Here is a 14,044-nt window from a genome sequence, read left to right as displayed (position 1 = left end):
CCCCGGGCCCCGCCACCGCCCGGACCGCCGCGGCCCCGGGCCGGGCGAGGCTGGCGCTGCGGGGCGTGCGACTGCTGGGAGCCGGGGGACTGCTGGCCCGGGTGGGACTGGGAGTTTCCGTACTGAGACAGAGGATCCGCCGATCAGGTCAGGGCCGCCATGGGTCCACCCGGACTGGATGAGGTGTCCCACACCAGTCCGCGTATCGTCCGGAGGCCGGGGGTACGGCCGGGTTTCGCGACCGGACCCACCGGCGGGTCATCCCCGCTAGGGCGCTCGCACCGACCTCGCACACCCGACCGTTCGGCCGGGCGCGGACGGCCTTGCAAGCCGTCGTTCTGTTCAAGGTACATCGCCGTTCCGCCACGCGGAGTGTGAGAGACGCCGATCCTGTGGCTGTACGTCTCGGGCTCACCCGCTGGTTCGTCCCGGGTTGCTCTTTCGGGCGAGCGGGTCGCCGGCCGCGGTGCGCAGTCCCCGGTCGCGGGCGGTGACGTGCCCGGCCCAGGCCACCAGGGTGACGACGCCGACGAGTGTCCCGTAGGCACCCACCACCCGCCCGGCCGCGCTGTGCCCCGCCGCGAGATTCACCACCGCGTCACCGAGCCCGAACACGACCGCGAGCCCGAGCCCGACCGCGAGCCCGAGCCCGAGCCCGAGCCTGGCGGGCGTCGCCGCCCGCCCGCCCGCCGCCGCGATGGTCCGTCGCCGGGTGGCCGACGGCCGCGACGTCCGACCGGCGTGCAGCGAGCTCAGCACGAGTGGCCCGAGGATCGCCGTGACAGCCAGCAGCTCCATGGTGGTGCTGCGGTGGGGCGTCACGAGGAACCAGGAGCTCACGGCGAACGCGGCGGTCGGACCGGGGGAGACCGGCCCCACGCACGTGGGTGGTTCCACCGGAATGCCCGATCCCACGGCGGGGTCCGGCCCGATGGGGGCACCGGATCCGACCCGGCAGCCCGGTCCGACCCCGGCGTCCGCGAGGCTCGGACGAGGCGCGCTGAGCACGAGCAGCGGTGCGACCAGCAGGAGAAGGTAGTGGCTCCACACGATCGGGGAGGCGAGGATCGCGGCGGCGACGGCACCGGCGAACAGCAGCCGTTCGTCGTGGCCCCGCCGGGTGGCCGCCCAGCAGACCGCGAGGACGGCCAAGGCGCAGAGCCGGGCGATCGAGGCGGCGGCCTCCATCGCGACACCGATGTTGACAAGCAGGCCGGTGAGGCTGAGCCCGTTCGGGGCCTCCGCCCGGGCGAGCGCGTCCAGCATGCCGACGTAGGTGGCTGTTCCCACCGGGCTGAGCAGCTCACCGGCCAGGAACAGGGCGCCGAGACCGGCGAGGGCCACCATCCAGGCCCGCAACCGGCGGGCGAGCAGCAGCCAGAGCAGCAGCGGCGCGAGAAACAGCTTGCTGTAGACGAGCAACGCGACGACGCCGCCACAGGTCCAGGGCCGGTCGCGTCGTTGCCAGGCCAGCGCCAGCCCCGCGAACAGCAACGCGTTGAGGGTGCCCATCTGCAGCCCGATGATGGTGCACGACGGGGCGATGACCAGCGCGTACACCCGCCAGTCCCGGGCGCCGGCGAGGTGGGTCCCGCCGAGCAGGGCGAGCACGGATCCCGCGACGAAGATGTCGTCCGCATGTGCCAGGCAGGACAGCGGCGCGAACGGCATCGCCGTGAGGTAGGGGTAGACGAACGCGAAGCCGGAGTACACCGCCCCCGTGCCGGGGGCGGGATAGGGATCGAGCCCGTGCCGTACGGCCGCGCCGGCCCGCAGGAAGACGTCGACGTCGTAGTGGCCGATCCGGGTGATCAGTCCGAACCAGACCAGCATGATCAGTCCGGCGACCGGCAGGCTGGGCCGACCGGGTGGCGTCGGCCATGGCAGTCCCCGGACGAGCTGTCGGTTATCCGGGCCGGGCCGGCTCCCACGCTCGTCGCCACGGCGATCGTCCTCGTTGCCCCGCATGCTTCCCTCAGCTCCACCCGTTGCGTCAGAAGGCGAGTTCGGTGACCAGGTGGATGATCAGTCCCACGAGGGCGCCGACGACGGTGCCGTTAATCCGGATGAACTGCAGGTCGCGACCGACGTGCAGCTCGATGCGCCGGGAGGCCTCGTCGGGCTGCCAGCGGCCGACAGTATCTCCGATGACCGCGGCGATGTCGTCCTTGTACCGGCACACCACGCGGGTGGCCGCGTTCGCCACGGTGTGGTCGACGGTGCGCGCCAGCTCCGGATCGGTGGCGAGCTGGGCGCCGAAGGCCGCGAGTTCGTCGGTCGCGCGGACCCGGGCCGTGCTGCCCGGATCGGAGGCGAGATCGAGCAGGATGCTCTTCGCCGTGGCCCACATGGCGGAGATCACCCGGTCGACCTTGGGATGGGCCAGGAGCCGGTACTTGATCTGCTCGACCTGCGGTCCCAGCGCCTCGTCGGTGCGCAGCCGGCCGGCGAAGCCGTGCAGGAACGCGTCCAGGGCGCGGCGTGCCCGGTGCTCGGGGTCGGTGCGCAGCGCCTCGGTGAAGCGCAGCGCCTCGCTGTACGCCTTGGCCGCGACCGCCTCGTCCAGCCACTTCGGAGACCAGCTTGGTGCCCGCTCCTGCACGGTGCGGGTGAAGACCTCCGGGTTCTGCTTCAACCACGTCTCGGCCTCGGTGACGATCACGTCGACCAGTCGATGGTGCAGCCGGTCCTCGACCACCCGTTCCAGCGCCATTCCGAGAGCCCCGGCCCAGGGCCGTTCGACGATGCGGGGCAGCACCGCCTTCTCGACGAGTTCGCGGACCAGGTCGTCGTTCATCCCGGAGACCACCGCGGTGAACCGCTCCGCCGCCTCGGTCGTGACCCGTTCGGCGTGCGACGGCTGGCGCAGCCAGGCACCGGCCCGGGCGGACACGCCGATGCCGTCGATCTTCTTCCGGATCACGTCCTCGGCGAGGAAGTGGGTGCCGACGAAGTTCTCCAGACTCCGACCAAGCGCGTCCTTACGTCGAGGAATGATCGCCGTGTGCGGGATCGGGAGGCCGAGTGGGTGGCGGAACAGCGCGGTCACCGCGAACCAGTCGGCCAGTGCGCCGACCGCGCCCGCCTCGGTGGCCGCGGCCACGTACCCGATCCACCCCGGGCCACCGTGGGCCTGCCAGCGGGCGGCGAGGAGGTAGATCGTCACCACCGCGGCCAGCAGGCTGCCGGCGATGAGCCGCATCCGGCGAAGCCCGCGGCGCAGGCCCACCTCGTCGGTGGTGCCGCGCGCGAAGCCAGCCGACACCGGCCCGGAGACACCCTCCGGATCGTTCATCGCCGCCCGTTCGGTCGGCAGCCCGTCCCGCCGCCCACTGAGATCCTCCTGCTCGTTCCGCCAGCCGGATCGGCGCGGACCGATCAGGCTGGCGGGCGAGCCTGGCGGTGCCGGACGCGGCGATCCTCGGCCACCTTATGCGGGAGCACCGCCCATCCGGACCGGCGTGGGGATCATTCGGTCTGGCGCCGGATCCGTTGCTGGATGACGACCAGATCGACGATGGCGACGAGGGCGAGGAAGGCGAGGAAGGCTGCGCCGGCTGTCTGTCCCCGGACGGCGAAGAAACCGGCGAAGACCCCGCAGAACACCAGGCCGAACGCGGCGAGGACGCGGCGTAGCCCGAATGCGCTGTGAGCCGGGGGGAACCCCCCCGGACCGGAGGAGCCGGAGGAGAAGGCGCGGCGCCACCAAGGCCGGTGCCCGAGGGCACTACCCCGGTCGCGTTGGTGCGGCAGGGAATGGGTCACAGACACCGGTATGCCCCGCCCGGACGGGGCGAACCGGTCGCCCTCATCGCCGTTGCGGGGATGGTCCTCCCGGATCGCACGGACGGCATCGAGCGGGCGGACACCGACGTCGGTCAGCCCTCGGGTGGTCGGTCAGCCCTCGGCTGCCGACGTGCCGTGGCGGCCCGGCAGCCTGGCGGTCATCGCGGATCTCGCCTCGTCGCTGACGAGGCGCTCGGTGAAGATCGAGCTTTCGGCGTCGATGCGCGCCAACACCTCCGGTGTCCCGCCGTCGTGCAGCAGGGCGCGAGCTGCCGCGAGCGCCTGCGGCGGCTGGGCCAGCAGCGCCGCCACCCGGTCGTCGACCCGGGCGCGTAGCGCTTCGGCGTCGGGAAGCACCTCGGTCACCACCCCCAGTCGGGCGGCCTCGGCCGCTCCGAGGGACTCGCCGAAGTAGACGAGGCGGGCAGCGATGGCTGGTCCGACCCGGCGGGGTAGCAGGAGGGTCGACCCGAACTCGGGGATCACCCCCAGGTTGACGAACGGCATCCCGAGGGTGCTGCGCTCGGTCGCGTAGACCAGGTCGCAGTGCAGCAGCAGCGTGGTCCCGATGCCCATCGCGGGCCCGTCGACCTCGGCGACGAGAAGTTTCGTGCTGCGGGCCAGCGTCCGGATGAAGGTCAGCGTCGGACCCTCCGCCCGGAGGGCGTCGGCGGCCAGAAAGTCGACCAGATCGTTGCCGGCGGTGAAGGATCCGCCGCTGCCGGTCAGCCGGATGACCCGGATCTCCGGGTCGGTCTCGGCCTTGTCGAACGCCTCCGCGAGGGCGAGGTACATCGCCTGGGTGAGGGCGTTGCGTTTCTCCGGGCGGTTGATCCGTACCGTCAGCGTGCCCTGGCCGGGTTCGCTCTCGATCTGGCTGCTCATCCGTGTCTCCTCACCGGTCCGTCGGGTTCCCTGGCCCGGCCGTGCTCCCGACCCGGCCGTGCTCCCGACCCGGCCGTGCCCGGGGGCGTCAACCGTGCCGGGGGGCGTCAACCGTGCTCAGGGGCACAGTGCCACCGGCTGGCCTCGGGTGAAAGTAGTTGTGCCACCTCCGCCGCTTCCGTGACCTCCGCCGCTTCCGCCAGCCGGGGCCTCGCTCGGCGATTAGCGCAGCAGTTCAGCAGCAGCTCATTGGACGGGAGTTGATGGGGAGGTCTGTCGTGGAGTTGTTGTGGAGTGATTGAAGCTTCGGCGGACCGGGTAGGGCCTGATCGGCAATCGTCGACGGGGGTGACTGCTGGGGCGGGGTGGCCCAGTTTCCGTCGCCAGGTGTCTGCAATGTCTGCAATGTCCGCAATGGAACCACTCTTCATGATCTGGCAAGAGGTGGGAGCTGCGGCCCGGGCGGGGGTCGAGTGGGCCGCGAGGGTGTGATCTGTGTGGCCTCGGACCGTGCGATGTGCTTCCAGCAACATGCCAGCATGTGATGTGTTTGCGTTGTCGAGCGCGGTGCGACCGGTTGATCGGGGCCTTCGTGGTCGCGGAGGATCTGTGCCAGTTGGTACCTACTGCTGCCCGTCAGTGCTAGTTCATGCGCATCGTCGTTGTTTGGTCCGGGCTGCGCTCATGTAATTCGGGGCGGGTTCCGGTTGCGCGTTGCGCGTTCGCGAATGTTCGTCACCCGGTGCTACCTCGCCATCCTTTTGCGTTGAAGACGGGTGCCCCCAGCCGGGCTAGTTCTTCACCCGCTACAGTTGTCCGCGCCCCCGGAACATTCACCCGATGTCCGGACCGCCTACTCCAATGCGCTGGCCCGGTGTTGTCGTCTGTGGTCTTCCGGTGACATGTCCCGATGGAACTCGACTACTCACCCCCGCACACGAGGCACTCGACTCCCGGGTGCCGGACGAGAGGACCGGATGCTCCAGAATTGGCCCATCCGCTCGAAGCTAGTGGTGATTCTCGTCGTCCCCCTGGCTGCGCTCGCGGTACTGAGCGCGATACAGGTGCGGGGGAACGTCGACAACGTGCGGGTCGCCAACCGCATCAAGGCACTCGCCGACTTCTCGATCAAAAGCAACGATCTGGTCCAGGCCCTGCAGGTCGAGCGGTACGCCACGAACTCCTATGTCGGTTCCAACTACATGGCCGTCGCTCAGGAGCAGGCGGCGCTCGCCGCCCGCGGCCCGGTGGACAAGGCCCTGGCCGTCTATCGGGCCGGTGAGGCGGCGCTGCCCGCGGCGGGTCGTGACACTCTGGCGACCACGCTCGCGTCGATCTCGGAACGCCTCGGCAAGCTCTCGGCGCAGCGCAAGGCGATCGACGCGCACCAGGCGCAGGTGGACCAGAACATTGCTTTCTACTCGGGTGCCGTGGACGACCTCCTCGCTCTCAACGCCCAGGTGGCGGCCGGAAGCCGCAACACCTCGTTGGTCAACGGTGCCACCACACTGGTGAGTATCGCGCAGGCCAAGGAACAGATCGCCCACCAGCGCGGCGCCGTCGTCCGCGTGATCCTCCTCCAGCAGACGGATGCGGCCACGCTGCGGGAGATCCAGATCAGGAGCGGGGCGGAGGACGCCTGGCTGGCCCAGTTCCGCACCACGGCCACGGCGGACGAGCAGGAGTTCTACAACGTGACGGTCGGCCGGACGATCTCGGCCGCCGCGACATTGCGTGACGGCACGGTCAACGCCGTGCAGAACGGCCAGCCGCTGACCGTTACCCCGCAGATCTGGCTGGAGGCCTCCGACGCGAAGATCAATGCGATGCGGCAGGTCGAACGCCGGATCGCGGCCGACCTCGCAACGACCAGCACGAAGATCGCCAGTTCGGCCACCCGCGACGCGCTCCTCAGCGGTACCGGCGTGGTGCTGGTGCTCGTGGTGTCGGTGGTGATTTCTCTCCTGGTGGCGAGCCCGATGATCCGGGACCTACGCCGACTGCGCCGCGGCGCCCTCGAAGTCGCGAACGAGCGGCTGCCCGGGGTCGTCGACCGTCTGCACCGCGGGTCGCCGGTGGACGTGGCCGAGGAGGAATTCCCGGTCGAGGTCCGGAGCAAGGACGAGATCGGTCAGCTCGCCGAGGCGTTTGGCACCGTGCACGCGGTGGCCGTGCGGACCGCGGTGGAGCAGGCCGCGATGCGCAAGAGCATCGGGGACACGTTCCTCAACCTCGCCCGCCGCAGCCAGGCACTCATTCACCGCCAGCTCAAGGTGATCGACGCCCTGGAGCGCAAGGAGACCGACCCGGACGAGCTGGAGGAGCTCTTCCGTCTCGACCACCTCGCCACCCGCATGCGCCGGCACGCCGAGGACCTCATCGTGCTGTCCGGCTCCAAGCCGGCCCGTGGTTGGCGCCGGCCCGTCCCGGTCAAGGACGTCGTCCGTGGCGCCGTCGCCGAGGTGGAGGACTACACCCGGGTGCAGGTGATGTCGATCGACGGAGGGGCCATCAGCGGTCACGCCGTCGGTGACGTCATCCACATGCTCGCCGAGCTGATCGAGAACGCCACCTCCTTCTCCCCGCCCCACACGCCGGTGCATGTCTCCGGGCACGAGGTGTCGAACGGCTTCGTGATCGAGATCGAGGACCGCGGGCTGGGCATGAGTCCGGAGGAGTTCGACGCCGTGAACGAGCGGCTGGCCAACCCGCCTCCCTTCGACCTGTCGACCAGCGAGCGTCTCGGCCTGTTCGTCGTCGGTCGGCTCGCCGAGCGGCATTCCATCTCGGTGAAGCTGCGGTCCTCGCCGTACGGCGGCACGATGGCGATCGTCCTGGTGCCGACCACGCTGCTGCGGCAGGTCGACCCCGACGGGGAGGCCCGGCCGGAGCCCGCGCAGATCGCCCCGCCGCTCCCCATGACGCGGGTTCCGGCTCTCGACGGCCCGGCCATCGACGAGGACCGGTTCCACGGGTCGCTGGTGGACGCGGACGGCAACCTCGCCGGTCCCCCCGCGCTCTCCGAGGACGCGGCCGCGGCTGCGCACGGTCAGGACGAGACGCTCATCGACGATCTGCCGGTCTTCGCCACGGTGCGATCGAGCTGGTTCGTCGCCGACCGCCCGCGGCACCGTTCCAACGGCAGGCCTTCGGACGCTCCGCCGCGTCCCTCGACCCCGCGCTCCGACCCGGACGGCGGGTCGGGCGGGAAGCCCGGCTCCCGCGACTTCGGTGACCTCCCGCCGCTGCCGTCGCGCCGTTCGCGTGGCGGCCGCAGGGCCGCGGGGGACCAGCCTCACCCCGCCGTCCCGGACCATCCCCAGACGCCCGGGTCGGACGACCCCGGCGGTCCGCCGTCCCATCCGGGACAGGAGACATCTTTCCGGGATGAACCCTTCCAGGAAGAGCCCTTCCGAGATGGTCCCTTCCAGGACGGACGGGACGTCCCCGGTCCGGGTGGCCACGACGGTGCGCCCGGCTCCGAGTATGGCGGCGACGGCGGACCCGGCAGCCGTGTCACCTCGCTGTTCGGTGACAGCCCCATGGCCGGGGAGCGGTCGCGCGGTGGTGAGCCCGGCTCCGCCGACCCGCGGGAGGCCACCCGAACCGATCCGTTCACCTCACCGCTGGGCCGGCCGGTGGGACGCTCCGGGGGATTCCAGCGCGAGGAGGCCCCCGCCATGGGCCAGACGGTCGTCCCCCTCGGACGCCCGGCGCCTTCGGCCCGTTCGGACGAGCCCGCCGACCCGGCCGGGCCCGGCGCGGACGGCCAGCTGCCCGTCGATTTCACCGAGGTGGGCCTGCCCAAGCGCACCCGGCGGGCCAGTCTCGCGCCACAGCTTCGTCGGGACACTCCCGAGGAGCGTTCCGGAATACTCGCCGCGCAACGGAGCCCGGAAGAGATCCGCAACATGATGTCGTCCTTCCAGAACAACTTTGGTCGTGGTCTGGCGGACGGCCAGGTTTCGAACGACGGTGACGATGTAGGAAAGGTGACCTGATGCGTCCGCTGGGGCCGTCCGAGAACATGAGCTGGTTGCTCAACAACCTCGTCAAGAAGGTGCCCGAAGTCACCTATGTGATCGCGCTTTCCTCTGACGGGTTGTTGCTCGCCACCTCGTACGGGATGGACCGGGCGACCGCCGACCAACTGGCCGCGGTGGCCTCCGGATTCAACAGCCTGGCGCGCGGCGCGGGTCGTTTCTTCGGGGGTGGAAACGTCCGGCAGACCATTGTCGAGATGGACGAGGGATTCCTGTTCGTCACCGCGGTGGGGGACGGATCGTGCCTGGCCATTCTCAGCAGCCCCGGCGCGGACATCGGTCTCATCGCCTACGAGATGGCGCTGCTGGTGACCCGGGTCGGCGAGTTCCTCACCCCGGAACTCCGGGCTCAGATGCAGTCCGCGCTGCCACTCTGACATCGGCCCGGCGATCGGGTGGGGGTCCGATCGGTTGGTGGGTCAGCCGGTCGCCCCCTGCCATCACCGACCGGATGACAGCAGAATTCTCAAGGCAGGAGGACCGGTATGTCGCGCGATGATGAATGGTTCGACGAAGAGGCTGGTCCGGTCGTCCGCCCCTACGCTGTCACCGGGGGCCGGACACGGCCGACGAACCAGACGTTGGAGCTGGTCGCGTTGGTGACCACCACGCCCAACGGCCGGCTGATGATGCGGACGCTGGAGCATGAGCAGCGCGCCATCGCGCTGCTCTGCCAACGCGTGCAGTCGATCGTGGAGATCTCCGCTCGGCTGAATCTTCCGGTCGGGGTCGCGCGGGTCCTCGTCGGCGACATGCTCGACGCCGGCCTGGTGACCGTGACCCGACCGGCCCGATCCTCCGACCGCCCTTCCATTGCCCTCATCGAAAAGGTGCTCGATGGACTACAGGCCCTCTAGAACGGGGTCGCCGGAAACGGCGCCGCCGCATCCGGTAAAAATCATCATCGCCGGCGGGTTCGGAGTCGGAAAGACGACGTTCGTCGGTTCGGTGAGCGAGATTCAGCCCCTCACCACGGAGGCCGCGATGACGGCCGCAAGCATAGGGATCGACGACACCAGCGCGGTCGGTTCGAAGACGACGACCACGGTCGCGATGGACTTCGGTCGGATCACGCTTCTCGACAGCATTATTCTCTACCTTTTCGGCACCCCGGGCCAGGACCGGTTCTGGTTCATGTGGGATGAGCTCGTCCTCGGCGCGATCGGCGCGGTGGTCCTGGTGGACACGCGGCGGCTGGCCGACTCCTTTCCGGCCATCGACTACTTCGAGGAGCGCGACATCCCGTTCCTCATCGCGCTGAACCGGTTCGACGGTGCGCGGGAGTACCGGGTGGAGGACGTCCGGGCGGCGTTGGACCTCGATCCGCGCCGTCCGGTGGTGTTCTGCGACGCCCGGCAGCGGGAGTCGGTCCGGCAGTCCCTGGTGTCGCTGGTCCGCCACGCCCTCGACGTGGTGTCCGCGGAGTCCCGGCCGGGCCTGCCCCAGCGGTCGGGGTGAGCGGCCGCGTCGGTCCGGTGCGCACGGCTGGTCCGGTCGGCGTCCGTCGGCCACGTCCCGATCCTGCTCCGAGGAAGGGGAAGGTGCTCGATCTTTTCGGTATCGATGAGGTCACCCTGGCCGCCTATCGGCTGTGGCTGTGCCACGAGGTCCTGAGCGTGCCCGAGGTGGCGGAGATGCTCGGCGAGCCACTGGTCGCCGCGGGGCGGGCGCGTGATCGTCTGGTCGAGCTGGGTCTGTTGCTGCCCTCGCGCGAACGGGCCGGTCACTACGTCGCGGTGCATCCCGAAGCCGGCTTCGACCACCTGCTCCAGGCGCAGCACGAGCAGCTGATCCGTCGCCATGAGCGGCTGCTCCTGGCCCGGGCGCAGATCAGCTCCTTCGTCTCGGACTACCTGGAGAGCCGTCCCGGCGGGGACACCGCCGAGGTAAGGCGGATAGACAGTGCCGACCAGGCCCGTGCGGAGCTGCTCGCGATCGTCGGGCGAGCCGAGCGGGAGGTGCTCGCGCTGCATACCCGGCGCGAGTGGTCCTCGACCCTGACTCGCGAGGTGATGCCGGTCGAACTGCGTGCGTTGCGGCGTGGTGTGGTGATGCGCAGCGTCCTGCCCCGGTCGGTGCGCCTGGACGAGCTCGGCGCCGGCTATGTGCGGACCGTGGCGGCGCATGGCCTGGACGCCCGAATGATCGACGATCCCCGGCTGGACGCCACCGCGGTCGACGGGCGGATCGGCCTGGTCCGACTGGGCCGGGGGTTCGCGACCGGCCAGACCCTGCTCGTGCGCACCCCGGAGCTAACCGCCCTGCTGCTCACCCTGTTCGAACAGGTCTGGGAGGCCGCCGAACCGCTGAGCGGCGAGGCGACGGCCGCTCCCGGGGACGGTGACGACGCGCCGAACGACACCGAACGGCTGCTGCTGCGTCTGCTCAGCCTCGGCATGAAGGACGAGGCGGCCGCGCGCCATCTGGGCGTCTCCGTCCGCACCGTGCGCCGCATGATCGCCGATCTGATGGCACGGCTGAACGCCCGTAGCCGGTTCCAGGCGGGTAGCCTCGCCGCGCAACGCGGCTGGTTCTGAGCGGCTGGTTCTGGGTAGTCGGCTCTGGATGTAGTCGGCTCTGGGTAGCACCATACCCGACCAGGCCGAGGCCGAGCGCGGACGACGTGGTTCCCACGAGATCGAGATCCCGGTTCTCCTCCGGCGGCGTGTCGACCATCCCCGGGCACCGGGAAGCCCGCTCGCGACGGTTGTAGCCACGTTGTGCTCTCCGTGTGCGCTGGTTGGCATTTGACTGCCAGGGCAACTTGCTGCCAGGGGAAATCCAGGACAGCCGCGCCGCGTGGCCCCATGCTCTCGATGAGCCAGAGAAGCCGACTGCTTTAGAAAGGCTGGCTGCTTCAGAAGGGTTGTTGGGCTGCTTCAGAAGGGCTGTCGGGTGGGAAGCGGTGGTCGCGCACCGGTCACTCCCGGCCGGCTCCATGTTCGTCGGCGGACTCCCCTGCCACCTGTAACGCGTCGCAAGGTGCCGGGGCCGGTCCGTCAGGGCCGGTCCGCCTGACTGCCCATGCACACGGTGCCCGTGCTTGCCATGCACACGGTACCCGTGCTTGCCTGGGGTCAAACACACGCTTCCCAAGAACATGTCGAGGAGATTCTCGTGCCCTCAGTCACCGGTCCCTCAGTTACCGTCCCGCAGAACCCCGCCACGCCGTCCGGAGGTCAGTCACACCGGACTCTCATCGTGGCCAGGATGAACCCTGCCGACGCTCCCGCCATCGCGGCGACCTTCGCCGAGTCCGATGCCGGAGAACTACCCGGAATCGTGGGTGTGACCAGGCGTGACCTGTTTCACTTCCATGGCCTTTACTTTCATCTTATCGAGGCTCCGACTAACGTCAGGAACACCGTCGAGAACGTCCATGAGCATCCGCTGTTCGTCGACGTGAGCAAAAAGCTCGGGAAATACGTCTCCGCCTACGATCCGGAGACCTGGCGCACCCCCGGGGACGCGATGGCACAGAGTTTCTACTCGTGGACGGCCGGCTGAGCCCCCGGTGCGCCACCGGGCTTCTGATACACGGCCGGGTTCCTGTACACCGCCAGAGCACCGGGCCCGCCGGCTGCGGCCGCGACCGGTCATCAGCGACTGCGTCCTGGATCCCGCCCACCGGTACGCCCAGTTTTTCATGTGAACCCCGAAACCCGAAAATGAAAAAGGGAGTACGACATGCCCCGGCAATGGTCGGCCGATGCCCTGCTCGACTTCCTGGTCGAGCAGGCCGGTCTGCCCTCGGACGAGCGGCCGACGGACCTGGACGTGACCTTCATCGACATCGGCCTCGACTCGCTCGCCTACCTCCAGCTCTCGGCGGAGGTGGCCGGGACCTTCGGGGTGGACCTCCCGGCCGAGCTGCCGGAGAGCTGGACCCTCGCCGAGATCCTGGCCACGGTGAACACGGCTCTCGGCCAGCGCGAGACGGTCTGAATCCGCCGTTAGTTCCCACGTCCCATACCTTCCAGGCCGACCGGAGCCGACGTGAGCGGGCACACTGACAACTCGATTTTCATCGATGCCGACCTTGACACCGTCTGGACCATCACCAACGATCTGGAGTCCTGGCCTGACCTCTTTACCGAATACGCCTCGGTAGAGATTCTGGAGCACCATGAGAACACCTTCAAGTTTCGCCTGACCATGCATCCCGACGAGAACGGGACGGCGTGGAGTTGGGTGTCCGAGCGGACGCTCGACCCGGCCACCCGGCAGGTGCGCGCGTACCGCGTCGAGACCGGTCCGTTCGAGTACATGCACATCCACTGGAGCTACACGCCGGAGGGCACCGGCACCCGCATGCGCTGGGTGCAGGACTTCCATATGCGCCCGTCGGCGCCGGTGAACGACGAGCAGATGACCAACCGCATCAACGCCAACACCGCCCGCGAGATGTCGGTGATCCGGGAGAAGGTCGAGCGGGCCGCCGCCGAGCTGCCCCCGGTCTCCCTCGCGCTGCCGGAACAAGTCTGAGGAGAACGATACCGGTGACTTCCGTGACAGGGATTCCGAAGGTTCTCTGCATTCACGACATGACCCCAAACCGTCGGCGCGGCGGTGACGTCCGCACGCTGCTCTCCCCGGCGACCGTGGGCTCGACCTCGGGCTTTTTCGGCACCTTGACCCTCCAACCGGGTGAGGTGGTGACCGAACACCTGCACCCCTACTCGGAGGAGTTTCTCTACTGCGTGCGCGGCATTGTGACCGCCCGACTGGACGGTCAGTACCAGGACCTGCCGGCCGACCACGGGGTGTGCATCCCGATCGGGATGCGCCACCGCGTCGTCAACACCGGTGAGGAGACCGCCTTCCTCGTCTTTCACCTCAGCCCGCTGGCACCCCGGCCCGACCTCGGTCACGTCGACACCGAGGTACCGCTCGACCCGGATGCCCCGCACGTCCCGGTCGCCCCGCACGTCCCGGTCACCCCGTCGGCGCCCACCGTCGACTCCCTGCCCCACGGGTCCGGGCAGTGAGCGGACCAAGACGGACGGCGGTCACCGGGATCGGGGTGGTCGCCCCCGGTGGGGTCAACCGCAAGGAGTTCTGGACCCTGCTGACCGACGGCCGTACCGCGACGCGGCGACTGTCGTTCTTCGACCCGACCCAGTTCCGTTCCCAGGTGGCCGCCGAGTGCGACTTCGACCCGGCGGCGGCCGGCCTGACCGCCAGGGAGATCGCGCGTAACGACCGGTTCGCGCAGTTCGCCTTGGCCGCGGCGTTGGAGGCGGTGGAGGACAGCGGCCTGGACCTGCGGGACGGCGGGGACGGTTTCGGGAACGGCGGGGACGGTTTCGGGAACGGCGGGGACGGCGGGG

15 protein-coding genes are annotated in these 14,044 nt (G+C 69.7%); 11 read left to right on the top strand and 4 right to left on the bottom strand.

What is annotated here, in order from left to right; all coding sequences use genetic code 11:
- A partial coding sequence (locus tag AC08OO_RS12705) for a hypothetical protein (protein ID WP_476618538.1) occupies nucleotides 1-182 on the top strand: 182 nt, incomplete at its 5' end.
- A gap of 229 nt (nucleotides 183-411) precedes the next feature.
- Here AC08OO_RS12705 and AC08OO_RS12700 read toward each other — a convergent pair.
- The 4 genes from AC08OO_RS12700 to AC08OO_RS12685 all read right to left on the bottom strand — a co-directional run bounded on the left by AC08OO_RS12700 (nucleotide 412) and on the right by AC08OO_RS12685 (nucleotide 4,671).
- Nucleotides 412-1,968, bottom strand: a complete 1,557-nt coding sequence (locus AC08OO_RS12700) for a glycosyltransferase 87 family protein (RefSeq protein WP_476618537.1) — start codon at nucleotides 1,966-1,968, stop codon at nucleotides 412-414.
- A gap of 25 nt (nucleotides 1,969-1,993) precedes the next feature.
- Entirely contained in the window at nucleotides 1,994-3,295 is a 1,302-nt protein-coding gene (locus AC08OO_RS12695) for a DUF445 domain-containing protein (RefSeq protein WP_476608153.1), read from the bottom strand.
- A 173-nt stretch (nucleotides 3,296-3,468) separates the two neighbouring features.
- The gene (locus AC08OO_RS12690) at nucleotides 3,469-3,771 is read right to left on the bottom strand and encodes a DUF6343 family protein (RefSeq protein WP_476609703.1); all 303 of its coding nucleotides are present in this window, start codon (nucleotides 3,769-3,771) and stop codon (nucleotides 3,469-3,471) included.
- Nucleotides 3,772-3,897: 126 nt separating this feature from the next.
- Nucleotides 3,898-4,671 (bottom strand): enoyl-CoA hydratase-related protein, encoded by a 774-nt coding sequence (locus AC08OO_RS12685; protein WP_476609702.1) that lies wholly within the window; start codon nucleotides 4,669-4,671, stop codon nucleotides 3,898-3,900.
- A gap of 977 nt (nucleotides 4,672-5,648) precedes the next feature.
- On the opposite strand from AC08OO_RS12685, the gene AC08OO_RS12680 reads away from it, so the two are divergent.
- The 10 genes from AC08OO_RS12680 to AC08OO_RS12635 all read left to right on the top strand — a co-directional run.
- The gene (locus AC08OO_RS12680) at nucleotides 5,649-8,672 is read left to right on the top strand and encodes a sensor histidine kinase (RefSeq protein WP_476609701.1); all 3,024 of its coding nucleotides are present in this window, start codon (nucleotides 5,649-5,651) and stop codon (nucleotides 8,670-8,672) included.
- Nucleotides 8,672-9,091, top strand: coding sequence for a roadblock/LC7 domain-containing protein (locus AC08OO_RS12675; RefSeq protein ID WP_011437246.1), 420 nt, complete (start codon nucleotides 8,672-8,674; stop codon nucleotides 9,089-9,091). Before AC08OO_RS12680 ends, AC08OO_RS12675 begins: the two co-directional genes overlap by 1 nt.
- Before the next feature lie 108 nt (nucleotides 9,092-9,199).
- A complete protein-coding gene (locus AC08OO_RS12670) occupies nucleotides 9,200-9,571 on the top strand; it encodes a DUF742 domain-containing protein (RefSeq protein WP_476607362.1) in 372 nt (123 codons plus the stop codon).
- Nucleotides 9,552-10,172: a GTP-binding protein gene (locus AC08OO_RS12665; RefSeq protein WP_011437244.1), complete on the top strand. Its 621-nt coding sequence runs from the start codon at nucleotides 9,552-9,554 to the stop codon at nucleotides 10,170-10,172. The genes AC08OO_RS12670 and AC08OO_RS12665 overlap by 20 nt, the downstream gene beginning before the upstream one ends.
- Before the next feature lie 83 nt (nucleotides 10,173-10,255).
- Nucleotides 10,256-11,251, top strand: a complete 996-nt coding sequence (locus AC08OO_RS12660) for a LuxR C-terminal-related transcriptional regulator (RefSeq protein WP_476609700.1) — start codon at nucleotides 10,256-10,258, stop codon at nucleotides 11,249-11,251.
- A gap of 661 nt (nucleotides 11,252-11,912) precedes the next feature.
- The gene (locus AC08OO_RS12655) at nucleotides 11,913-12,221 is read left to right on the top strand and encodes a TcmI family type II polyketide cyclase (protein ID WP_049761097.1); all 309 of its coding nucleotides are present in this window, start codon (nucleotides 11,913-11,915) and stop codon (nucleotides 12,219-12,221) included.
- A gap of 180 nt (nucleotides 12,222-12,401) precedes the next feature.
- On the top strand, nucleotides 12,402-12,659 hold the full coding sequence (locus AC08OO_RS12650) for an acyl carrier protein (protein WP_011437241.1): 258 nt from the start codon (nucleotides 12,402-12,404) through the stop codon (nucleotides 12,657-12,659).
- A 51-nt stretch (nucleotides 12,660-12,710) separates the two neighbouring features.
- Complete coding sequence (locus AC08OO_RS12645; RefSeq protein ID WP_476609699.1) at nucleotides 12,711-13,199, top strand: SRPBCC family protein; 489 nt, start codon at nucleotides 12,711-12,713, stop codon at nucleotides 13,197-13,199.
- Between the two features lie 59 nt (nucleotides 13,200-13,258).
- Nucleotides 13,259-13,702 carry a cupin domain-containing protein gene (locus AC08OO_RS12640; RefSeq protein ID WP_476607366.1) on the top strand — a complete coding sequence of 148 codons (444 nt, stop codon included), beginning with the start codon at nucleotides 13,259-13,261 and terminating at the stop codon, nucleotides 13,700-13,702.
- Nucleotides 13,699-14,044, top strand: a 346-nt coding sequence (locus AC08OO_RS12635) for a beta-ketoacyl synthase N-terminal-like domain-containing protein (RefSeq protein WP_476618536.1), incomplete at its 3' end; no start/stop codon positions are given. The genes AC08OO_RS12640 and AC08OO_RS12635, both read left to right, overlap by 4 nt.

This window comes from Frankia sp. CeCAU1, from assembly GCF_977971845.1.
Note: the sequence above shows the minus strand (reverse complement) of the source record. Positions and strands in the feature narration are given on the sequence as shown.